21 protein-coding genes are annotated in these 21,105 nt (G+C 69.4%); 11 read left to right on the top strand and 10 right to left on the bottom strand.

The genetic code is table 11. The annotated features are described in order from the left end of the window. Window positions 1–133 precede the first annotated feature (133 nt). Complete coding sequence (locus IEY88_RS29110) at window positions 134–871, top strand: class I SAM-dependent methyltransferase (RefSeq protein WP_189158064.1); 738 nt, start codon at window positions 134–136, stop codon at window positions 869–871. Between the two features lie 52 nt (window positions 872–923). Here IEY88_RS29110 and IEY88_RS29105 read toward each other — a convergent pair whose 3' ends face one another. Both IEY88_RS29105 and IEY88_RS29100 read right to left on the bottom strand, forming a co-directional pair. Further along, on the bottom strand, window positions 924–2,585 hold the full coding sequence (locus IEY88_RS29105; protein ID WP_189158063.1) for a DEAD/DEAH box helicase: 1,662 nt from the start codon (window positions 2,583–2,585) through the stop codon (window positions 924–926). Between the two features lie 48 nt (window positions 2,586–2,633). Then, window positions 2,634–5,738 carry a phosphodiester glycosidase family protein gene (locus tag IEY88_RS29100; protein WP_189158062.1) on the bottom strand — a complete coding sequence of 1,035 codons (3,105 nt, stop codon included), beginning with the start codon at window positions 5,736–5,738 and terminating at the stop codon, window positions 2,634–2,636. 23 nt (window positions 5,739–5,761) lie between these two features. On the opposite strand from IEY88_RS29100, the gene IEY88_RS29095 reads away from it, so the two are divergent. Continuing rightward, window positions 5,762–6,604, top strand: a complete 843-nt coding sequence (locus IEY88_RS29095; protein ID WP_189158061.1) for a DODA-type extradiol aromatic ring-opening family dioxygenase — start codon at window positions 5,762–5,764, stop codon at window positions 6,602–6,604. Between the two features lie 278 nt (window positions 6,605–6,882). Here IEY88_RS29095 and IEY88_RS29090 read toward each other — a convergent pair whose 3' ends face one another. Beyond that, on the bottom strand, window positions 6,883–7,128 hold the full coding sequence (locus IEY88_RS29090) for a hypothetical protein (protein WP_189158060.1): 246 nt from the start codon (window positions 7,126–7,128) through the stop codon (window positions 6,883–6,885). Then, a complete protein-coding gene (locus tag IEY88_RS29085) occupies window positions 7,110–7,382 on the bottom strand; it encodes an HC3 family zinc finger protein (RefSeq protein WP_189158097.1) in 273 nt (90 codons plus the stop codon). The genes IEY88_RS29090 and IEY88_RS29085 overlap by 19 nt, the downstream gene beginning before the upstream one ends. Window positions 7,383–7,425: 43 nt before the next feature. Between IEY88_RS29085 and IEY88_RS29080 the strand changes: the two genes are divergently transcribed. Genes IEY88_RS29080 through IEY88_RS29070 form a run of 3 tightly spaced genes read left to right on the top strand, consistent with a single transcriptional unit; the run spans window position 7,426 to window position 9,305 of the window. Then, a complete protein-coding gene (locus IEY88_RS29080; protein WP_189158059.1) occupies window positions 7,426–8,256 on the top strand; it encodes a DUF5753 domain-containing protein in 831 nt (276 codons plus the stop codon). Window positions 8,257–8,266: 10 nt separating this feature from the next. Then, window positions 8,267–8,428 (top strand): DUF397 domain-containing protein, encoded by a 162-nt coding sequence (locus tag IEY88_RS29075; RefSeq protein WP_189158058.1) that lies wholly within the window; start codon window positions 8,267–8,269, stop codon window positions 8,426–8,428. 19 nt (window positions 8,429–8,447) lie between these two features. Continuing rightward, on the top strand, window positions 8,448–9,305 hold the full coding sequence (locus tag IEY88_RS29070; protein WP_189158057.1) for an ornithine cyclodeaminase family protein: 858 nt from the start codon (window positions 8,448–8,450) through the stop codon (window positions 9,303–9,305). A gap of 106 nt (window positions 9,306–9,411) precedes the next feature. On the opposite strand, the gene IEY88_RS29065 is transcribed toward IEY88_RS29070, so the two are convergent. Together IEY88_RS29065 and IEY88_RS29060 are read right to left on the bottom strand one after the other, a co-directional pair. Then, complete coding sequence (locus tag IEY88_RS29065) at window positions 9,412–10,635, bottom strand: glycoside hydrolase family 16 protein (RefSeq protein WP_189158056.1); 1,224 nt, start codon at window positions 10,633–10,635, stop codon at window positions 9,412–9,414. Window positions 10,636–10,848: 213 nt separating this feature from the next. After that, complete coding sequence (locus tag IEY88_RS29060) at window positions 10,849–12,303, bottom strand: trypsin-like serine protease (protein ID WP_229693860.1); 1,455 nt, start codon at window positions 12,301–12,303, stop codon at window positions 10,849–10,851. A 131-nt stretch (window positions 12,304–12,434) separates the two neighbouring features. Here IEY88_RS29060 and IEY88_RS29055 point away from each other — a divergent pair, with 131 nt between their 5' ends. After that, window positions 12,435–12,998: a TetR/AcrR family transcriptional regulator gene (locus IEY88_RS29055; RefSeq protein ID WP_189158055.1), complete on the top strand. Its 564-nt coding sequence runs from the start codon at window positions 12,435–12,437 to the stop codon at window positions 12,996–12,998. Next, entirely contained in the window at window positions 12,995–13,558 is a 564-nt protein-coding gene (locus tag IEY88_RS29050; RefSeq protein ID WP_189158054.1) for a hypothetical protein, read from the top strand. Before IEY88_RS29055 ends, IEY88_RS29050 begins: the two co-directional genes overlap by 4 nt. Here the strand turns inward: IEY88_RS29050 and IEY88_RS29045 are convergent. Both IEY88_RS29045 and IEY88_RS29040 read right to left on the bottom strand, forming a co-directional pair. Beyond that, window positions 13,514–13,936 (bottom strand): nitroreductase family deazaflavin-dependent oxidoreductase, encoded by a 423-nt coding sequence (locus tag IEY88_RS29045; RefSeq protein ID WP_189158053.1) that lies wholly within the window; start codon window positions 13,934–13,936, stop codon window positions 13,514–13,516. The genes IEY88_RS29050 and IEY88_RS29045 overlap by 45 nt on opposite strands. A gap of 36 nt (window positions 13,937–13,972) precedes the next feature. After that, a complete protein-coding gene (locus tag IEY88_RS29040; RefSeq protein WP_189158052.1) occupies window positions 13,973–14,749 on the bottom strand; it encodes a LuxR C-terminal-related transcriptional regulator in 777 nt (258 codons plus the stop codon). A 95-nt stretch (window positions 14,750–14,844) separates the two neighbouring features. Between IEY88_RS29040 and IEY88_RS29035 the strand changes: the two genes are divergently transcribed. The 3 genes from IEY88_RS29035 to IEY88_RS29025 are packed head-to-tail and all read left to right on the top strand — an operon-like array spanning window position 14,845 to window position 18,540. Next, on the top strand, window positions 14,845–16,500 hold the full coding sequence (locus IEY88_RS29035) for an AMP-binding protein (protein WP_189158051.1): 1,656 nt from the start codon (window positions 14,845–14,847) through the stop codon (window positions 16,498–16,500). A 39-nt stretch (window positions 16,501–16,539) separates the two neighbouring features. Then, entirely contained in the window at window positions 16,540–17,355 is an 816-nt protein-coding gene (locus tag IEY88_RS29030; protein ID WP_189158050.1) for an SDR family NAD(P)-dependent oxidoreductase, read from the top strand. Window positions 17,356–17,370: 15 nt separating this feature from the next. Continuing rightward, entirely contained in the window at window positions 17,371–18,540 is a 1,170-nt protein-coding gene (locus IEY88_RS29025; protein WP_189158049.1) for a hypothetical protein, read from the top strand. On the opposite strand, the gene IEY88_RS29020 is transcribed toward IEY88_RS29025, so the two are convergent. Continuing rightward, window positions 18,518–19,381, bottom strand: a complete 864-nt coding sequence (locus IEY88_RS29020) for an AraC family transcriptional regulator (RefSeq protein WP_229693859.1) — start codon at window positions 19,379–19,381, stop codon at window positions 18,518–18,520. The two genes, IEY88_RS29025 and IEY88_RS29020, sit on opposite strands and share 23 nt — an antisense overlap. Window positions 19,382–19,410: 29 nt before the next feature. Next, window positions 19,411–20,067, bottom strand: a complete 657-nt coding sequence (locus tag IEY88_RS29015) for a nitroreductase family protein (RefSeq protein WP_189158048.1) — start codon at window positions 20,065–20,067, stop codon at window positions 19,411–19,413. 71 nt (window positions 20,068–20,138) lie between these two features. On the opposite strand from IEY88_RS29015, the gene IEY88_RS29010 reads away from it, so the two are divergent. Beyond that, window positions 20,139–21,044, top strand: a complete 906-nt coding sequence (locus tag IEY88_RS29010) for a LysR family transcriptional regulator (RefSeq protein ID WP_189158047.1) — start codon at window positions 20,139–20,141, stop codon at window positions 21,042–21,044. Window positions 21,045–21,105 lie beyond the last annotated feature (61 nt).

Here is a 21,105-nt window from a genome sequence, read left to right as displayed (position 1 = left end):
GGTCGTTGTAACCCCCTGCGGCACCTGCCCCGCCGTGCGCGAGACGAACCAGGGACGCGGCGTCTCTGCGCCCAGGGCAGGTGCCGCCATTCTCGGTGGCCGGTTTCTGGCGCTTGTGGTGGCATTCCTGCCCATGGGGACTTTCGAGGAACTGGTGGCCGAGGGCGCGGCCGTGCCGTTGGACGGGTGGGACTTCTCCTGGTTCGAGGGCCGCGCCACCGAGGAACGCCCGCCGTGGGGCTACGCGTCCTTGATCGCCGCACGGCTGGGAGCGGTCTCATCGGCTCTGGACCTGCAGACCGGCGGGGGAGAGGTGACGGCGTCGGCTCCCGTCCTGCCGCCGGTGATGGCCGCCGCCGAGTCGTGGCCGCCGAACGCACTGGTGGCGTCGAAGAACCTGCCATTCGTGGTGCGCGCGCCGGATGCCGGGCCGCTGCCTTTCCGGGCTTCCGCGTTCGACCTCGTGATCTCCCGGCATCCCGTCGTGACGCCGTGGGGCGAGATCGCGCGGGTGCTGCGGTCCGGCGGGACCTACTTCTCGCAGCAGATCGGGGCCGGGACGAACCGGGAGCTCACGGATTTCATGATGGGGCCGCAGCCGGTGAGTGAGGCTCGGGGTGTCGCTGCCGCCCGTGCGGGGGCCGAGGCCGCTGGGCTGGAGGTGCTGCGGCTGGAACCCGTGGCGTTGCGGGTGGCGTTCTTCGACGTCGGCGCGGTGGTGCACTTCTTGCGCAAGGTGTTGTGGACCGTGCCGGGTTTCACCGTGGACGGGTATCGGGACCGGCTTCTGGACATGCACGCGCACATCCAGGAACACGGGGAGTTCGTGAGCACCTCGACGCGGTTCCTCGTCGAGGCTCGCAAACCCTGACGAGAGCGGCCCCCTCCGGACGCTTCCGGAGAGGGCCGTCTTCGTGCGGGGACTAGCGGGGCTGGCGCTCCCGGCGGATCGTCACGCGCTTGCCCTTGATCGTGGCGTCGCGCAGCTGCTCGATCACGTTGTTCGCGGCGTCGCCCGGCACCTCGACCAGGGAGAAGCGGTCGGCGATCTCGATCGCGCCGATGTCGCGGCCCTTCAGGTTCGTCTCGCCGGTGAGCGCGCCGACGATGTCCTGCGGGCGGATGCCCGACGAACGACCGGCGCCCAGGAACAGCCTGGTCATGCCCTCGGACGGGCCACGGCGCTCGCGGCGCGGGCCCGCGGGGGCACCGTCGCGGCGCGGACGGTCCTCGCGCGGGCGGACCTCCGGGATCTCCTCCTCGTCGGCGGCGGCACCGGAGGCCTCGTGGGCGAGCTTGACCGCGGCGAGCGCGATCTCCATGACGTCGAACTCGTCGGCCAGCGTCTCGACTACGACGCGGAAGCGCGACAGGTCGTCCTCGAGCAGCGACTCGTGCAGCGACGAGCGGGTCAGCTCCAGCTGGCGGGCGCGCAGGTCGGCGACCGTCGGCACCTTCTCGACCGGGATCCTGGTCTTGGTGACGCGCTCGATCGTCTTGAGCATCGAGTTCTCGCGCGGCTCGACCAGGGTGATCGCGACGCCCTCGCGGCCGGCGCGGCCCACGCGGCCGATGCGGTGCGTGTACGCCTCGGGGGCGGACGGCACGTTGTAGTTCACGACGTGCGTGAGCTGCTCGATGTCGAGGCCGCGGGCGGCGACGTCGGTGGCCACCAGCAGGTCGGCGGTGCCCGAGCGCAGGCGCGACATGACGCGGTCGCGCTGCTCCTGGCTGATGCCGCCGTGCAGCGACTCGGCGCGGTAGCCGCGGCCGTTGAGGGTCTCGGTGAGCTGGTCGACCTCGTCGCGGGTGCGGCAGAAGACGACGGCGGCGGTCGGCGACTCGACGTCGAGCACGCGGCCGAGGGCGGCGGGCTTGTGCTCGCGGCGCACCAGGTACGCGGTCTGCCGGACGCGCGGGGCCTCGCCCGGCTCGGTCTTCTCGCGCTCGATCTGGATCAGCACCGGCTCGCGCAGGTGGCTCTTGGCCATGCGGTCGATGCGCGGCGGCATCGTGGCCGAGAACAGCACGGTCTGCCGGTCGGCCGGCGTCTCGGACAGGATCGCGTCGATGTCCTCCGCGAAGCCCATGTCGAGCATCTCGTCGGCCTCGTCGAGCACGACGACCTGCAGGTCGCTCAGCTGCAACGTGCCGCGCTGGAGGTGGTCGATGGCGCGGCCCGGGGTCGCGACCACCACGTCGACGCCGCGGGACAGTTCGCGCAGCTGACGGCCGATCGGCTGGCCGCCGTAGATCGGGAGCACGCGGGTGCCCATGTGGCGGCCGTAGCGGTGCACTGCCTCGGACACCTGCACGGCCAGTTCACGGGTCGGTGCGAGCACGAGAGCCAGCGGCTTCTCGGCCTTGCCGATCCGGTCGGCGATGCGCTCGAGCAGCGGCAGCGCGAACGCCGCCGTCTTGCCCGTGCCGGTGGCCGCCTGGCCCAGCAGGTCGTTGCCCGCGAGCAGGGGCGGGATCGCTTCGCTCTGGATCGGCGTCGGCTCCTCGTAGCCCAGCGTGGTGAGTGCGTTGAGGATGTCGGAGCGCAGCCCCAGGTCGGCGAAACCGTTGTCGGCGGTGGTCATGGGGAGTATCTTCCCCCACCGCCTCGCATCGCACTCACCCAGACCAGCTCACGGGCTCCCCGCCGCCTCGACGCGCACGTCCGCGCTGCTCGTCGCGCCGTTGACCGTGACCGAGATCTTCGCCTGACCAGGCCTGATCCCGGTGAGGACGCCGCTGTCCGGTTCGAGCCGAGCGACGTGCCACGGCCGGATCCCGGACTCGGCGCCGACGTGCACACCACGTGACCCTTCCCACACCGCGCCCATCGGATAACGCACCGGCACCGACCTCGATCCCTGTTTCACCGTCGCCGCAAGCGTTTCCACCGTGCCGGGCCGCAACGTCGCCGGTGGCCGGAGTCCGAGTGCGTCCACGTGCGGCCGGATCTCGGCCCTGATGCCGTTCCCGGTCACGCCGACGAGCGTCCAGCCGGTGAACCCGCCGGCCTCCGCGGGTGCCTTGCCGGAGTTGCCGTTGACCACCTGCGGCACGCCGTCCACAGTGGACGCGAAGAACCCGCCGACGTGCCCGCCGATGAACGCCGTCGGTTCGTCCCGTTCGGACAGGAGCCGTTCGAGATAGGACGCTTCCAGCGGGTCGGCGAGCTGGCTCGTGCGCGCGGGCGTGGGGTCGCGCGGCGGGTGGTGCATCAGCACGACCGCCTGGCCTTCGGCTGTGCGCAACGCGTCGCGGAGCATCTCCACCTGCTCGAGCCCGCCGCCGCGGAGCGTCCCGGTCGACGAGTCGAGCAGCACGAACCTCGTGCCCTTGTGGTCGAACGTGCGGTGGGTGGCGCCGAACTCGCGGCGGAAGTTCTCGGTAGTGCCCGGCCCCATGATCTCGTGGTTGCCCGGCACGTAGTACCAGGGGAAGTCCCCGAGCTCCTCGGTCAGGATCCTGCGGGCGAGCGCCAGGTCCGCCGGGGACCCCTCGTCCACGAGGTCACCGTTGACGACCACGAACTCGGCTCCGGACGCCTTGATCTCCCTCAGCGTGCGGCGGGCGGACCGGACGAGGTCGCTGTCCGGGGCGCGCGCCACGAACTGGGCGTCGGACATGACCGCGAACTTCCAGCCCTCCGCCCGGCCGATCACGTCCTCGCGCAGGTCCGGAGCGGGCGGCAGGGTGATCTCGGGCGGGACCCTCGCGACGATGTCGTCGACGACCACCTCGCCCCGGTAGGAGCGGTCGGCCTTGGTCTCGATCGCGTAGATCCTGGTGACCTGGATCGGGAACCTCAGTTCCGGCGGGACCGCGACGTCGATCCGCTGCCAGCCGGTCCAGGTGACGTGCGGGCCGTAGAGCGACCGGGACTGTCCTGTCGCGTCCCTGACGGTGAAGGCGGTCCACTCGCCCTGGGCGTTGCCGTTGACCCAGGCGGAGAGTCCCAGTGGTTGTCCCTCTACGTGAATCGGCTCGGGTGGGACGGCGTAGGCGGTGCGCGTGCCGGTCGACTGGGTGAAGTCGTAGCTGAGCTTCAGACCTGGGCCGGTGTGGCCGTCCGGTGCCGGTTCCACCCTCCCGGTCGCCCTGGCGGACCCGAACGTCCACTGTGGAGCGTCGTCGAACCCGGCGACCACCCGGTCGGTCACCCCGACCGTGACCGCTGTCCGCGCCTCTTTGCCCTGCGCCCGTGCCGTGATCGTGGTGGCGCCGGGCCTGATCGCCCTGATCCGCAGGTCCGGGGTCACCTCGACGACGTTCCGGTCGTAGCTCAGGTCGAGGTCGGCCCGTTCGATCGGCGCGCTGAACCCCCCGGCGTCGACGCCGTTGACCCGCAAGGGCTTGTGCTCGTTCTCGGCCAGGCTGACACGGGTCTCGGCCGCGAGCCGGGTGAGCGCACCCAGCACGGTGAGTTTCCCCGTCGCGGTCGTGAGGCCCTGGGAGGCGGTGAACGACGCCGGCCCCTCGCGGTGTGCCGCGTGGAACGTGTCACCGATGGCCCAGCCGCCGGTCGCGCGCGTGACGTGCGCGTTGTCGGTGGCCGGTCCGAACGTCTCGTCGTGGCCGCGGACCGTCATCCTGCGCGTCATGCCGGGGAAGACGCGCTGGTCCGCCGTCCGCACGTCGAAGCCGGTGAGCCGGCCGGTGCCTCGCGGCGCGTAGAGCGCGAGACCGTTGGGGACCGGGCGTTCGCCGCCGTCGGACGGCGTGTTGGCCAGGGTGAGCGCGGTGGTGCCGGGTTCGCGCACGAGCATGGTCGACGAGCCGCCGCCGTCGAGGTTGAGGGCGTTGTGCGCGCCGAGTCCGATCATGGCGTCGGCGAGGTCCCTCAGGCTCAGGCCCGGCAGGTGGAGCCCCTGCCGTCCGTCGACGGTCAGCATCACCATCTTCTTGCCGTCCCGCGAGAAGCCGACCGCGGTGCGCGGGTGCACCGGGTCCGCCGGTGCGACGTTCCGGCCGTTCTCGACCAGGAGTTGCCGCCCGCCGATGGCCGTGCGCGGCTCGCTGCCATCGCTGGTGCGGCTCCGGTAGCTGACTTTTGCTTTGTCACCCGGCCTGAGGGCCTTGAGGACGTCGGCACCCTTGTCGCGGCCGACCAGCGCGTACCCCTCGACGGGCCGGTCGCTCGGACTGCCGACGCTCTGGACGACGTCGTCCTTGACGAGCACCTCGGCGGTGTTGGCCGCACCTTGCGTAGCGCGCGCTCTGCTGTACGTGCCCCACAACGGGTTGAAGACGCCGATGCCGTCCACGTCGATCCGCGCGCTGTTGAGCTGCGTCAACTCGTGCGTGCCGTTGAGCGTGCCTTCGAAGAACGTCTCCATGACGCTGCCCACGCCGGCCGCGTCGATGCCGATCGCCCTGCCTTCGCCCGACTTCCGCGTCCGGCCGTCCTGGATGCCGACGCCCTCGGGCGCGTTGGAGTTGTCGATGTCGAAGAAGTCCCCGTTGATGGCCGCGACGGCCGTTTTCGCCTGTTGCGAGAGCGGCACCGCCTGCGCCACCGTGCCGGGATCGACGTACCCGACCCGCGCTTGCGTGAGGTCGACCTTCAGCGCGTCCCCGCGAACCCATCCGTCTTCCTCATACCAGTCGAACGAGCTGTGCGTGACGCCCGGAGCAACGGGTCTCTCGATCCGTTCGGTCTCGATGCGGCCTTCGGCCCGAACGGGGTGAACAGGCGCAAGGAGGGCGGCGGCGATGATCACCGCAAGTGCACGTCTCGTCACGCCCCGAAACTTAGACTGGTCCGGTGAAGAACCGCCTAACGGTCTGCGCCTCCCACCTGATCACCCTGCCGAGCGCGCCCTTCGGCCCCGTGCGCGAGGCGATCGCCTCCGCCCGTGACGCCGTCGCGTCGTTCGACCCGGAACTCGTGGTCTTCTTCGGCACGGACCACCGCCGCGCCTTCCGCGCCGTGGTGCCGACCTTCGCGGTGGTGCTGTCGGCCACCGCGCAGGGCGACGTCGCCGGGCCGGTCGGGACCTACGACGTGCCTTCCTCGCTGGGACGCGCGTTGGTCGCGGACCTGGTGGAGGGCGAGTTCGACATCGCCACCGCCTACTCGGCCGCCCTGGACCACGCTTTTGGGCACACGACTCGGGACCTGCTGGGCTCGATCTCCGCCAAGCCGGTGCTGCCGGTCTTCGTCAACTGCGCCTCCCCGCCGCACGCGACGTTCCGGCGTGCGGCTTCGTTGGGGCGTCGGGTGGGGGAGTTCTTCGCGGACCGGCGGGTCCTGTACGTCGGGTCGGGTGGGTTGGCGCACGACCTGCCGGGGTTCCGCGAGCCCGAGACCGGGGTGGTGCTGTCGGAGGAGGAGCGGCAGGAGTGGATCCGGTCGGTCAACGCTCGGGCACGTGCCGAGGGGTCGGTGCGCGAGTTGGTGCGGTCGTGGGACGAGTCGTTCCTGGCCGGGATCGGCGGCACGTCCTGGGAGTGGCTCGACTCGATCGGGGTGGATCTGGTGGAGCGCGGCGGGAACGGGGCGGCCGAGTGCCTGACCTGGACGGCCGCTTGGGCTGCTGGTGGGCAGCCGTTGCGGACGCTGGCGCACGAGTTCGACACCGGCGGACGTGCGGTGGTGATGTCGTAGGGGAGCGGCGTGATGTGGGGCAGCGTGGAAGTCTGGTGGACCTGTGAAGATTCCCGCTTTCGGCGGCTGGCTCTCTCACGGATGGGGTATCGAGGTGGTGTTTGAGCGCCTTGCTCCCAGTCAGGTTGCCGTTCTGCGCGATCGTCATCCCAGCCAAGGTCAAGGACGAACTGAGAGACGCCCTCAAACGCACGTACCACCATCGACGTCGGGTGCTCTTCCCTACGTGGACGGCTTTCGTGCGGCGCTGGCGCGCAGCCAGCTCGACCGACCCTGCCTCAGTCCGGTGACTCCACCGTGCTCAGCAAGTCGGCCTCGGCGTGGTAGAGCCGGCCGAGGTCGGTGAGCAACGTCCCCAGCTCCCGATAATGCTCCGCCCGCTCCAGGTCGGGAATCAACCCGCAGGTGCGCAGCATGTTCTGCGCGAGCAGCTCGCCGAACTGTGGATAAGTCTTCACCACCTCACGCGAGAGGCGCTGAAGAGATATGCGCAGCAGGTCTTCGGTCAGGATTTCCGCGGCCATGGGAGAATCCCCTCGCTCTCTCGCCAGATGCCGTCGCAGTCCGGGCACGTCGGCCACACGTTCTTGTTCGTCCACAGGTCCAGCTCTTGCGGGACAAAGGGATCGCCGCACAGACTCTCGATGAGCCGCCCCCTGGCCGGCTCGCCGGAGATTGCGTGTCGCAGCCCCTCGTGGGGCAACCATCGGAACTTCACGGAATTATTCTTCAACTTGGAGCTGCTCCAAGCCACCGCCCTTTTGGGTTGTGTTGGCATCAAATGTTCCGGAGCGTCCGGGAATGGGTTTACGGTTCTCGCCATGCCGAAAAGATTCTCCACTGTGAGGGGCCGTGAGTTCGGCGACGGGCTTCGGGCGGCCGTCGCCGCCACGGGAATGACCTCGCGCAAGGTCGCCGAGCTCGTCGGCTGGCAGGAAGCGAAGCTCTCCGACCTGATCAACGGCAAGGGCGGCGCGAACGAGCTCGAGCTGGCCCTGCTGCTGGGCGCCTGCCGGACCCCGCCCGCGGAGCGGGACCACCTGCTGTCGCTCTTCACCGGTACGGGTGTACGGGGCTGGTGGCAGGAGCATGGTGCCTGTGCGCCCATCAGTCCGCGCACGCTCGTCGAGCACGAGCGGCTGGCCGAGAAACTGGTCAGCTGGCAGACGATGTTGCTGCACGGCATGCTGCAGACCTCGGACTACACGCGTGCGGTGATCGCCGGGTGCGTGAACGCGCCGGCGGACGAGCGTGAGGAACGGGTCGCGGCGCGGGCGGTGCGGCAGGAGGCGCTCAGCGGCGGGATGAAGTCGGTCTTCTTCGTCCCCGAAGCGGTGTTGCTGAACCAGGTCGGCGGGCCCGCGGTGATGCGCGGGCAGCTCGAGCACCTCGCCGCGCTGGCCGCGCGGCCGAGTGTTGTCATCCGGGTCGTGCCGCTCGACGCCGGTGCGCACGCCGGGATGGCCGGGTCGTTCGACCTGATGACGTTCGACAGGTACGAGGACGTCGTGTTCCTGGAGGCGGAGAACTCCAGTCTCATCATCGAGGCGCCGGCGGCCGTCAAGGCGTACGCGCGGGTCGTCGAGGGACTGGAACCCGTCGCCTTGGATGCGGAACAATCGAAGGAGCTGATCAAGAAGTTGCTGACGTGAGGAGTCCTCGATGGCCGCGTGGCGCAAGAGCACCCGCAGCGCGAACGCCAGCGCGTGCGTCGAAGTGGCCGCGGGAGTCGGGATCCGGGACAGCAAGGCACCGGCCGCCCACGTCGAGGTCGGGTCCGGCGCGTGGGCCTCGTTCCTGGGGGCGGTCAAGCGCTCGGGCTGAGTCGTTACCATCCGGATCCATGACGATGCCCGCAGCGATCGAGGCCGTGCGAGAAGCGTTCGTCGGGCTGGCCGCGGAGGAGTTCGACCTGCCGCCGCGGCAGGCGTTCAGCGACAGCCGGTCCCTCGTCATGGCGGTGCACCACCGGCCGACGAAGTCCACCGCGGTCAAGGTGGTCAGCATCGAGGTCGAACGCGATCCGGTGATCGCGGGCACGGTCGTGTACTCGCATCCGGACGGTCAGTTCGTCACGGACGCGGTGTCGCTCACGACCCTGCGCACGGGCGCTGTCGTCGGTGTGGCAACGGATCTGCTCGCGGACGAGGACGCGTCGCACCTCGCGCTCATCGGTGCCGGGGCGCAGGCCGCGGACCAGGTCCGGGCCGTGCACGCGGTGCGGCCGTTGAAGAAGCTCGTCGTGTTCAACCGGGACGCGAAAAAGGCCGAGGCGTTGCTGGAGAGCCTGAAGGACGAGCTGCCCGGCACGGTGATGGACGTGGCGGCGCAGGCCGAGGAAGCCGTGCGGGACGCCGACGTCGTGTGCTGTGCGACGGCGTCGACCGTGCCGCTGTTCCGGTGCGACGCGCTCAAGGAACGGGTGCACGTCAACGCGATCGGCTCGTACCGGCCGGTGATGCGGGAGCTGCCGGAGGAACTGCTGGCGACCGCCGGGGTCGTGGTCGTGGACCAGGTCGAGGCGGCGCTGAGCGAGGCCGGCGAGATCATCCGCGCGGTGCGGTCGGGTGTGCTGCGGCTGGAGTCGCTCGTCGAACTCGGTGCGGCGCTGGGGAACCCGCCGCTGCGCGAAGGCCGGACGGTGTTCAAGTCGGTCGGTGTCGCGGTCCAGGACTGGGCCGTGGCAAGGCTTCTGGCTTAAAGAGCCAACGAGAAAGCGCTGGACGTGAACCCATCCGCCGCGGGGGTTCACGTCCAGCGCCGCACTCCTCCCGGTCAGGTCGTGCGCGACCCGACGAGGAGAGACCTCAGACCGCCCACTTCTGGCTGGCGACGCCGAGGCAGTCCCAGATGTGGGTTCTCGTGCCGTCAGCCGAGGAACCGCCCACGGCGTCGAGACACTTGTTGGACTGCGGGTTCACGATGTCCTGTGCCCCGCTGACGGCCCATTGCTGCGCACCGGACCCGTTGCAGTCCCAGAGCTGGACCACGGTGCCGTTGGCGTTACCGCCGGCGTTGACGTCGAGGCACTTGCCCAGCGCGCGGATCGTGCCGTCTCCTGGACGGCTCCACTTCTGGGCGGCGTTGCCGTTGCAGCCGACGATCTGGATGGGCGTGCCGTTGGCCGTGTTGGCCCACGGGACGTCGAGGCACTTGCCGCCGATGCCGCGGATCTCCGAGCCACCACCGACAGGCGGGGTGTCGGCGGAGGAGGCGCGGACCCAGTCGATCACGAGCTGCTGCGGGAACGTCGTGCTGGCGTCCGGGTAGCCCGGCCACTCACCACCGACCGCGAGGTTGATGATGATGAAGAACGGCTTGTTGAACACCCACGGGTTGCCGTTGACGTCCGTCGGCGTGTTGCGGGCGTAAACGTTGCCGTCCACCGACCACGTGATCTCACCGGGCTTCCAGTCAACCGCGAAGTTGTGGAAACCGTCGGAGAAGTTCGGGCCGTTGTAGGCGTGGGACTTGCCGCCCGCGCCGGAGTAACCAGGGCCGTGGATCGTGCCGTACACGGTGTTCGTCTGGTGTCCCAGGAACTCCATGATGTCGATCTCGCCCGAACCCGGCCACGGGTTGCCGGTGTTGATGTCGGCGCCGAGCATCCAGAACGCGGGCCAGATCCCCTTGCCGCGCGGCATCTTCATGCGCGCTTCGAACCGGCCGTAGGTCTGGGTGAACTTGTTCGCGGTGTTGATGCGCGCGGACGTGTACTGACACCGGCCGTACCAGCAGTTGTAGTTGCCGGGGTTCTCCTTCTTGGCGGTGATGACGAGGTTGCCCTGGCCGTCGTGCGCCGCGTTGGAGGTACCCGACTGGTACCACTGGTGTTCCCTGTTGTTGCCGTTGTTGTTGCCCACTTCCATGTTCCACTTGCCACCGTCGACACCTGAGCCGGCGGGAGCGTTGAATTCGTCGGCCCAGGTCACCGCCGCGTTGGCAGGGGGAGCTTGGCTGGTGGTGGCGACGGTGATCCCTGCGGCCACCATCAAGGCGGCAGCGAGGGCCGTCCCGATGCGTCGCTGCATCGAACCGACCTTTCCGGGTGTTGAGTTGTGCGCCCAGTGGTTCGGAAGTGTTGTCGCGCCGTGACCCTCGGTCAACGTGTAAAGGTTTTCACGAATTTGTCAGATGAGAGCGCTCTCAAGTGATCTACGTCCATACCAGCGGATTTAAGGCTGCTTAAGTCGGAAACGCGTCTCCGGAGGGCCTGGAGCCAGGCCCTCCGGAGACGGCGGGCATCAGCCCTGCGGGGTGGTGATGACGTTGAAGACCGAGCCGCCGCTGATCTGGCGAGCGCTGAGGTCCTCGAGCACCGTCGAGAGCGGCGAGTAGTTGTTCAGCTCGCCGAGCTGGCAGGCGCCGCTGCGGGCCTGCTGGCTGCCGTTGAGGATGCCGAGCCCTGCCTTGGTGACCTGGCTGAACAACGGGCTGCCGCTGTCGCCGTTCCTCGCGCACACGTCGGTGTTGATGCCGACGTCGGTCGAGAGGACCCGGCCGCACCGGGTGCCGACGAGGTAGCCCTCACCGGCGCCGCTGTCGACGGAGTCCGGGTAGTTCACCCGGCTGGAACCGGACCCGGTGGCGCACACGATCGCGCCGGTCAGGATCTGCTCCAGCGGGGTGACCGAGGTGATCTCCTGGTTCTGGGAGGTCGCCTGCGGGCCGCACGGGGTGTCGCCGTTGCTGTCCAGGCCGCCGTTGCGGCAGTACTTGAGGACCGTGTTGCGGTTGGTCTGGCCCTCCAGCCACGTGTTCGCAGTGGCGGCGTTGACGTACCTCACGGCGTTGTAGTCGTACGGGTAGGCGTTCTTCCAGACGTAGCGCTGCTCGAGGATCGGCTGGTTGTTGTGCTGAGTGGGCGTGCCGTTCGTCTTGGTGCTCACGCAGTGGCCCGCGGTCAGCACCCAGGGGACACCGGGGAACGCGCCGCCCGTGGTGCGCAGGTTGAACCCGGCGGTGCACCCGCCCCAGGTGGGAGTCTGACCGGGGGCCGCGTCGCGCTGCATGTCCAGGCGCAGGCCGCCGCGCATGGGACCGTAGTTCGTGCAGTAGAGCGGGTGGCAGAAGCCCCAGTCGACCGGGTTGCCCGCGTACGGCGTCGGCTTCTGCAGCGTGCGGGCCGACACGAGGCTCGGGTCGGCGTCGAACGTGCGCGCTTCCGCCTGCGCCGCCACGCCGGGCTTCTTGAGCCAAGAGCGTTCCCAGACGACGACCTTGTTCTCGGTCTGGCTGATGGCCGGCAGGTACACCGACTCGGCCTTCTCCCCGACCTGGCCGCTGATCCGGTCGTACGTCGTCCGCAGCGACGCCAGCGAGTTCCTCACCGTGCGCACGGTGACGTTGGTGCGGTCCGGCAGTGCCGCGATGTGACGTTGCGCGGCAACGGGCTTCGTCATCGCGACGACGAGCTTGCCGCCCGCCTGCTGGTCGATCCACATGCCGCCGTACTCGCCGGCGGCCTCCTTGTTCAGCGTGGCTTCGAGCTTCGTCGCGTCGTTCTGGAGCTCGAGTCTGCGCAGCGCCTCGCGCTCGCTGACTCGATAGGTCTGCATCAGGTACTCGATCGACTCCTTGACGGAGCCGGGGTCGATCGAGTTCTGCAACGTCGGACCGGCGGTGGCCGGTGCAGCCGCAAAGGTCGCCGCGAACAGTGCGCTCGCGGAGACCGCCCCCAGGATCTTGGCTGATCGCAATGGATTCTCCTTGCCGATGCGAATGACCTGACCTTCATAGCGCCGAGGGCACGGATTGCGCGGGGGATCCGCAAGATCTTCACAAAACCTGTCCTGGACGGCCCTGAGCTAATGCTGTTAGCTTTTGGGCTATGGCTGTTCGCCCACGTCTCACCACCGCCAAGGTCGTGGACGCCGCACTGGAGCTGGTCGACGAGCACGGCGTCGACGCACTGACGCTCGCCGCCGTGGCCGCACGGACCGGTGTCGCCACACCCTCGCTGTACAAGCACGTCGCGAGCCTCGGCGAGCTCCGAGGCCTGGTGGGAGTGCGTCTGATCGAGGAGATGACAGCGCGTTTCACCGACGCCGTCCTGGGTCTGTCGGGCGACGAGGCGGTGAGGGTGTTGATGCACTCCTACCGCGCGTACGTCCAGGAACACCCGAAGCGGTACACGGCCATGCCGATGGACCCGCTGCACGACGAACTGCAGCGGGCGGCCGGCCTGAAGTTCATGGAGGTCCTGCTCGCGACCCTGCGGAGCTACGGCCTGGAGGGCTCCGACGCCATCCACGCCACGCGCAGGCTGCGGGTGATCGTGCACGGCTTCGCGTCGATCGAGTCCGGTGGCGGTTTCGGCCTGCCGGAGGGTCTCGACGACACCTACGACCAGCTCGTCCGGATGTACCTCACCGATCTCAGGGGGCAATCGTGAAGTGGACGCTCATCGCCGCAGGGCTGCTCTTCCTGCTGTACCCGGCCTCGAGACCGTGGCACGACGAGACGACGGCCGCAGGAGCCGCGGCCTCGATGGGGTCGACCGCGTGGGTCCTGTCGCACCTGTTCGCGATGATCGGCTTCATCCTGGTGCCGATCGCGTTGCTGGAGATCCACCGCACGGCCGCGATCACGTTCTGGGTCGGCGCCGGCCTCACGCTGCCGTACTACGGCGCCGAGGACTTCGGCCTGCACGCCGTCGCGCAGCAGCCGAACGTCCTCGAACTGGCCGAGGCCGTGCGCTACAACCCGTTCGCCGTCACGATGTTCGGGGTCGGCCTCGTCACCATGGGCGTCGCGGCGGTCATGGTCGCGCTGAAGCTCCGCACCACCGCGGCGATCGTGTTCGCGGCCGGGTTCGCGTTGTTCCTGCCGCAGTTCTTCACGCCGCCCGCGGTGCGCATCGCACACGGCGTGCTCATGATCGCGGGCTGCGTGTGGCTGGCGTGGGACTCAGCGCGCGGTGAGGCGGAAGACCCTCAGCTCGCGACCGCCTGAGCGCTCCACGTAGTCCTGGAACGCGGGCCAGGCCGCCACCATGCGGGTCCAGGCGGCCTCCCGCTCGGCGCCTTCGAGCAACGTGCCCCGCACGGCGCGGACGTCACCGCGCACGTTCACCTGGATGTCCGGGTTCTTCAGCAGGTTCGCGGTCCACGCGGGGTGGTTCGGCTTGCCCCAGTTGGACCCCACGACCAGCATCGAGTCGCCGTCGGCCACGTACTGGACCTGGTTCTCGCGCCGCTCACCGGACTTGGCGCCCACGGTGATCAGCGTCAGGCCTGTCTGCTTCGACAACGACACGAGGGTGAACTTGCCGCCGGTCAGCTTGTAGAGCAGGCGATCGGTGCCGATCACGGCCTTCTCCATCAACGACATCCGGGGACTGTATCGAAGTCTGGTTCGATGACAGCCCTAGAGCGCTCCCGTCGACCTCGCCGCGTGGACGGCGGCGGTTCTGTTGTGCACCCCCAGCTTGCGCATCGCGCCCCGGAGGTAGGCCTTGACGGTTTCGGTGCTCAACCCGAGCTCGGCGGCGATCTCCCGGTTGGACGCACCGACCGCGGCCAGCCGCAGCGTATCGAGTTCGCGCGGTGTCAGACCGGTGGGGACGCTGACGGCGGGCTCACCGCCGAGGTTCTGGTGCACCTTGCGAAGTCGTTCGCGCAGCACGGGATCGCCGACGAGCTTGGCGACCTCGGCCAGTTCACGAAGTGCGGCCTGTGTGTGCAGTGTCTGATTTTGAGGGAAAGGCATGTCCAGGTCCTGTGCGAATCCCTGTGCGATGGCACCGGCCATCCTGATCGCCCGGTCACCGACGGTCGCCTGCCCGCGCACGGCGCCGTAGAGGACGCCGTGCACGGTGCCGCGCACCGTCACCGGGTAGGCGAACACCGAGGTCAGGCGTTCGTTCACCACCACCATCTGGTCGAACTCGTGGGTGATCGCGCGCGTGGTCGCGTAGTCGTTGACGCGGACCGCGGTGCCCATCGCGATCGCGGTGCCACCCAGGCCCCGGCCCGTGCCGACGCGCAGTCCGTGCAATGACGTGCCGTGCGTGCCCTGGAAGCTGGTCAGCAGCAGCTCGTGGCCGGGCGTGACCGCGCCGCCGAACACGACGGGCAGCCCGGTGGCTCGGCGGAGCATGTCCAGGCGTTGCGGCAGCAACGTCTGGAAGCGGTCTGGCAGCACGTCGAGCAGTTTCGCTGACGGCCGCACCCTCGAAAAGGGGTACACCCCCATCCGGGGGTAGCCCGGTGGCCCCGGTCCTCCCCACCCTCTGCGACATGTCCAGTCACGACATCTACCGCGCGGCCCGCGACCTGATGCTCACGGACCCCGACGCGTTCACCTGGCCGAGCTTCGACGGCGCCTTCAACTGGGCGCACGACTGGTTCGACGTCATCGCGGAAGGCAACGACACCACGGCGTTGCACGTCGTCGAGGAGGACGGCTCCGAGCGCGCCTACTCGTTCGAGGAGTTGCGCCGCCGCTCCAACAGCGTCGCGCGCTGGCTCGCGGGGCACGGCGTCGGCCGCGGCGACAGCGTGATGATCATGCTGGGCAACCAGGCCGAGCTCTGGGAGTCGATGCTCGCGGTGATGAAGCTCGGCGCGGTGATCATGCCGACGACCACCGCGCTCGGGCCCGCCGACCTCGCCGACCGGCTGCACCGCGGTTCCGTGCGGCACGTCATCGCGCGGGTGGAGGACGCCGGCAAGTTCGAGGACGGACCCGTGCTGATCTCCGTCGGCGGCACGGCGGCGGGCTGGCTCGACTACGCGGAGACGGCCGAGGCGCCCGAGAACCCGTTGCCGCACCCGGAGACCAGCGCCGACGACCGCCTGTTGCTCTACTTCACCTCCGGCACGACCAGCCGTCCGAAGCTCGTCGAGCACACCCAGGTCTCGTACCCCGTCGGGCACATGACGACCATGCACTGGATCGGCGTGAAGCCCGGCGACGTGCACCTCAACATCAGCTCGCCGGGCTGGGCCAAGCACGCCTGGAGCTGCTTCTTCGCGCCGTGGATCGCCGAAGCGACGATCTTCGTCTACAACTACGCCCGGTTCGACGCGGCCGCGTTGCTCGGCCAGATCCGCGCGAAGGGCGTCAGCACGTTCTGCGCGCCGCCGACGGTGTGGCGGATGCTGATCAAGGCCGACCTCAGCGGTGGACCGGGCGGGCTGCGCGAGGTCGTGGCCGCCGGCGAGCCGCTGAACCCCGAGGTGGTCGAGCAGGTCCAGAAGCAGTGGGGCCTCACGATCCGCGACGGCTTCGGCCAGACCGAGACCACCCTGTCCGTCGGCAACGTGCCGGGCGCGCCGGTGAAGCTCGGCTCGATGGGCCTGCCGCTGCGGGGCGTCCCGGTGGTGCTCGTCGACCCGATCACCGGCACACCGGCCGAGGAGGGCGAGATCTGCGTCGACCTGCGCGAGCGGCCGATGTCGCTGATGGTCGGCTACTTCGGCGACGACGAGCGCAACGCCGAGGCGATGGCCGGCGGTTACTACCACACGGGCGACATCGCGAGCCGGGACGAGGACGGCTACCTGTTCTACATCGGGCGCACGGACGACGTGTTCAAGGCGTCGGACTACAAGATCTCGCCGTTCGAGCTGGAGAGCGTGCTGATCGAGCACCCCGCTGTCACCGAGGCGGCGGTGGTGCCCGCGCCCGATCCGCTCCGGCTGGCCGTGCCCAAGGCGTACGTGGCGTTGAGCGCTGGATGGGAGCCGAACCACGAGACCGCGCTGGAGATCCTGAAGCACGCCCGCGAGAACCTCGCGCCGTACCAGCGGATCCGGCGCCTCGAGTTTTCCGAGCTGCCCAAGACCGTCTCGGGCAAGATCCGGCGCGTCGACCTGCGCACGCGCGAGGAGGAGGGCTTCGACGGGACGGGGGAGTGGCGGGACGACCAGTTCCCCGAGCTGCGCCGCTAACGTGAGTGCTCCGCCGTCCCCGACGACAGGAGCAGACACATGGTCCGCAAGATCTCAGGGCGTCCGGCGGTGATCACCGGGGCGGCCTCGGGGATCGGCCGCAGCCTCGCGCGGCGGCTGTCCCTGCACGGCTCGCCGGTGGTCATCGCCGACGTCGACGAGATCGGCCTGGAGGAGACCGCCGCGTCGCTGCGGGGCCCGGTGCTCAGCCGGATCCTCGACGTGCGGGACGCCGACGACGTGCAGCGGTTCGCCAAGGAGGTGCAGGCCTGGCTGGACCTGCCGCTCGCGGCCGTGTTCAACAACGCGGGCGTCGCCACGTCCACGAGCGTGCTGAACTCCGTGGCGGAGGACGACTCCTGGCTGTTCGACGTCAACTACTGGGGTGTCGTGAACGGAACGCGGGCGTTCCTGCCGTTGCTGGTCAAGCAGAACTACGGCGTCGTCGTGAACACCTCCAGCGTGTTCGGGCTGTGCGGCATGCCGAACCAGAGTGCTTACTGCGCCGCGAAGTTCGCCGTCCGCGGCTTCACCGACTCGTTGCGCCAGGAGCTGCGCGGCACCGGGGTCTCGGCGGTCGCGGTGCACCCCGGCGGGATCAAGACCAACATCGTCCGCAGGGGGCGCTTCCACGCCGAGCTCGACGAGCAGGGCCGGTCGCTGGAGCAGATCGCGGCCGACTTCGACAAGATCGCCCTGACCACCCCGGACAAGGCCGCCGAGGTCATCCACCGCGGTGTGGAGAAGGGCAAGTCGCGCGTCCTGGTCGGGCCGGACGCCTACGCGTTCGACTGGCTCGCCCGCATCACGCCGACCCACTACTACTCCGTCATGGCGCGGCTGTTCGAGCGGTGAGGCATGATCCTCGCCGTGGCTTCGGAGACGGTCGTGCGGCGGACCGAGCAGTGGTTCGTCCGGCAGGGCGCGCCGACGATGATCGAGGGCTACGGCTTCCGGTCGCACGTGCTGCCGCGGATGCTGCCGGCGCTGACGTTCGTCGCCGTCGGCAGCTTCGCCTGGCTGGTGCTGCAGCAGTCCACCGGGCTGTCGCGCGGGGTGCTGCTCGGGGTGATCGTCGCGGTGATGGTCTCCGCGTGGGTGCTGCTCTCGTTGTTCGTGCGGCGGATGCCGAGCTTCTCGCCCCGCGCGACCGTGCTGGTGCTGGTCGTCTACGCGGTGATCCCGGTGATCACGCCGCTGATCCAGTACGCGCTGGAGATCCGGTTCATGGCGCCGGACGGGGACGACCACCCCGAACCGGTGTGGGGCGCCCTGGCCTGGTTCGTCGTCGTCTTCGTGCTGGCGTTCGTGGCGACGATGCTGGCCACGACCTACGGGCTGGGCGCGTTGCTGAAGGCGGCCATCCGGCACGTGATCGCGGACCTGCGCAACAGCGTCCACCTGATCGGCCGCGCGTTGCCGCCGATGCTGTTCGTGACGCTCTTCCTGTTCTTCACCGGTGAGCTGTGGCAGGCGATGAACCGGCTGCTCTGGCCGCGGGTCAGCCTGGTCGTGCTGCTGTTCGCCTCGATCACCGTGCTCGCGGCGGCGGCCCGGTTGCGCGACGAGATCGGCCGGGTCGAGCAGGACCTGCGGCCGGAGGTGCTCACCGTCGCCTGCAAGGGCACGCCGCTGTCCGGGGTCGAGATCACCGAACCGTTGCCGCCCAGGCGGTTGAACGGCCGCCAGTCGCGCAACCTGCTGGTGATGCTCGCGATCCGCCAGCTCGTGCAGGCCGCGGTGATCGGGCTCGCGCTGTTCGTGTTCTTCGTGATCCTCGGCCTCATCGTGGTCACGCCGGAGATCGCCGAGCAGTGGATCGGAGAGCCGGCGAAACCGTCGATGATCCCCGGCCTGCCGTCGGCGATGCTGCGCAACGCCACGCTGTTCGCGGCGTTCGGCAGCATGTACTTCTCGGTGATCTCGATGAGCGACGCCGACCACCGGCGCCAGTTCTTCGCGCCCGTGATCGAGAAGGTCGAGCGGACGCTCGAGGTCCGCGCGGTCTACCTGGACGTCAGAGAGCGTGCCGCAGCGTGAGCTTCGCGTCCTGGCTGGGCGGCGCGCCGAACTGGCGGCGGTACTCGCGGCTGAACTGCGACGGGCTGTCGTAGCCGACGCGGTGGCTGACGCCCGTCACGTCCCTGGTCGTCGCGAGCAGCAACCTGGCCTCCTGCAGGCGGATCTGCTTCTGGAACTGGATCGGGCTCATCGCCGTGACGGCCTGGAAGTTGCGGTAGAACGCCGACTCGCTCATGCCCGCGATCCGCGCGACGTTCTCGACCTTGAACGACTCCGCGTAGTTCTCCCGGATCCACCGGACCGCCCTCGCGATGTGGCTCAGGTTGCTGTCCCGCACGCCGAGCTGGCGCACCACCGCGCCCTGCTCGCCGGTCATGACCCGCCAGAGGATCTCGCGCTTGACCAGCGGGGCGAGCGCCCGCGCGTCCCCCGGCCGGTCGAGCAGGCGGGCGAGCCGGGTGACCGCGTCGACCAGCTCGGGGGAGGCGTCGCTGACGGCCAGGCCCTCCGGGGTGCCCGCGGGTTTCGGGAAGTCGCCGGTCAGCAGCATCTCCGCGACCATCTCGGGATCGAGGACCAGGCCCAGGCCGAGCGCGGGTTCGGACGGGCTGATGTCCACGTAGTTGCCGGTGATCGGCATGTCGATCGACGCGACGAGGTACTGGCCGGCGCGGTAGTCGTAGACGCGCTCGCCCAACGCGATGCGTTTGCGGCCTTGGGCGACGAACGCGAGGATCGTGCCGGTCATGGACGGGGCAGGCGGACCGGCCACTGTCGTCCTCGACACCAGCACGCCCGGGATGGACGTGGTCAGGTCCGGTCCGGCGTGCTTGCTGATCAGCGCGCGTAGTTCGTCCACGGTCCCGATGGTCCCCTCCGGCGGGACGATCAGGCAAGCGTGAGGGCCTCGGAGAGCGGCTTGCGGCGCAGGTCGGGCACCTCGCAGTCGTCGGCCGGGTAGCCGATCGGGAAGAGGATGTACGCGCGTTCGCCGGGACGGCCGAGGAGGTCCTGCAGGAAGGTCATCGGGTTCGGCGTGTGCGTGAGGGTCGCCAGGCCCATCGAGTGCAGCGCCGCGATGAAGAAACCGCAGGCGATGCCGACGCTTTCGCTGGTGTAGTAGGTCTTCCGGCCGTCCTGCTGCTTCTGCGCGAACGCGACCACCAGCCAGGGCGCGACCTCCAGGAACTCCTTGGTCGCGTCGGTCTCGAGGTGTGCGAGCGCCGCGCGCCATTCCGGGATCTCGCGCTCGTGGTAGAAGCGGCGTTCCTCTTCCTCGGCCGCCTCGCGGATGCGGCGCTTGAGGTCCGGGTCCTGGGTCGCCACGAACCGCCACGGCTGCTGGTGCGCGCCGCTCGGGGCGGTGTTCGCGGCCTGGACCGCGAGCTCGATCGCCTGCACCGGCACGGGATCGGGGGAGAACCAGCGGACGGACCGGCGTGCGTCGAGCAGCCGGTGGAACGCCCTGCCGCGGTCGAGTCCCTCCTCGATCGGCAGGCGCGGTGGTGTGTACGGGAGGAACGGGTGGGTGTGCGGTCGGGTCACGGTCGCGACGATGCCGGGGTGCGATTGTTTTGACCAGTTCACGTTCCTGCAGCCAGTTATAAGCTCGGCTCATGAATCTGCCCAACGTGACGCTGCGGCAGCTCGAATACCTGATCGCGGTGGCCGAGACGGGCTCGCTGACCGCGGCCGCCGCGCGGTGTCACGTCTCGCAGGGTGCGGTCTCGCTGGCGTTGAGCGAGCTGGAACGGGTGCTGGACCTGCGACTGGTCGTCCGGTCGCCGCGCAGGGGTGCCGCGTTGACGGCCGCGGGGACGCAGGTGCTCGCGGACGCTCGTCGCGTGGTCGGGGCGATGGGGGAGCTGGGTGCCGAGGCGCGCGGGCTGAGCCGGCAGATCAGCGGTGTGCTGACCGTCGGCTGCTACGCGCCCATCGCGCCGTTCCACCTGCCCGCGGCGATCGCGACGTTCGAGCGGGCGCACCCCGGGGTGTCCGTGCGGTTCGTGGAGGGGAGCCTGCCGGAGATCGGGGAGGACCTGGTCGCCGGGCGGTGCGAGATCGCGTTCCTCTACGACCAGGACCTGCTGCCGGGGATCGCGACCCGCACGTTGTACGACCTGCCGCCGAAGGTCCTCCTGCCCGCCGGCCATCGATTGCGGCGACGCCGTGCGGTCGATTTGCGGGAACTCACCGAAGATCCTTTCGTGTTGCTTGACGTGCCGCCGAGCGAGCAGTACTTCCGTTCGGTGTTCGCGGCGGCCGGTGTCGAGATGGTCGTGACGCATCGGGCGCGCAGTTTCGAACTGGCGCGGTCGCTGGTGGGCCGGGGCATCGGTTATTCGATGACCGTGCAACAACCGCTCGTGAGCGCTTCGTACGAAGGGCTCGAGGTGGTGGCGGTGGGGTTGCGTGACAGCGTTCCCACCACGCCCGTCGTGCTGGGATGGGCCGCAGGGGGTCCGCTGACGCGCCGCGCGCAGGCGTTCGCCGAGCACTGCGCCGAGCTGTTTCCCACGTAGACGTCGATTTCCTTTTAATACTCCCATCTTTCCGATTTGCCAAGTGGTGCGTTCGATCGCT

This window comes from Lentzea pudingi (genome assembly GCF_014646255.1).
GTDB classification, from domain to species: domain Bacteria; phylum Actinomycetota; class Actinomycetes; order Mycobacteriales; family Pseudonocardiaceae; genus Lentzea; species Lentzea pudingi.
Note: the sequence above shows the minus strand (reverse complement) of the source record. Positions and strands in the feature narration are given on the sequence as shown.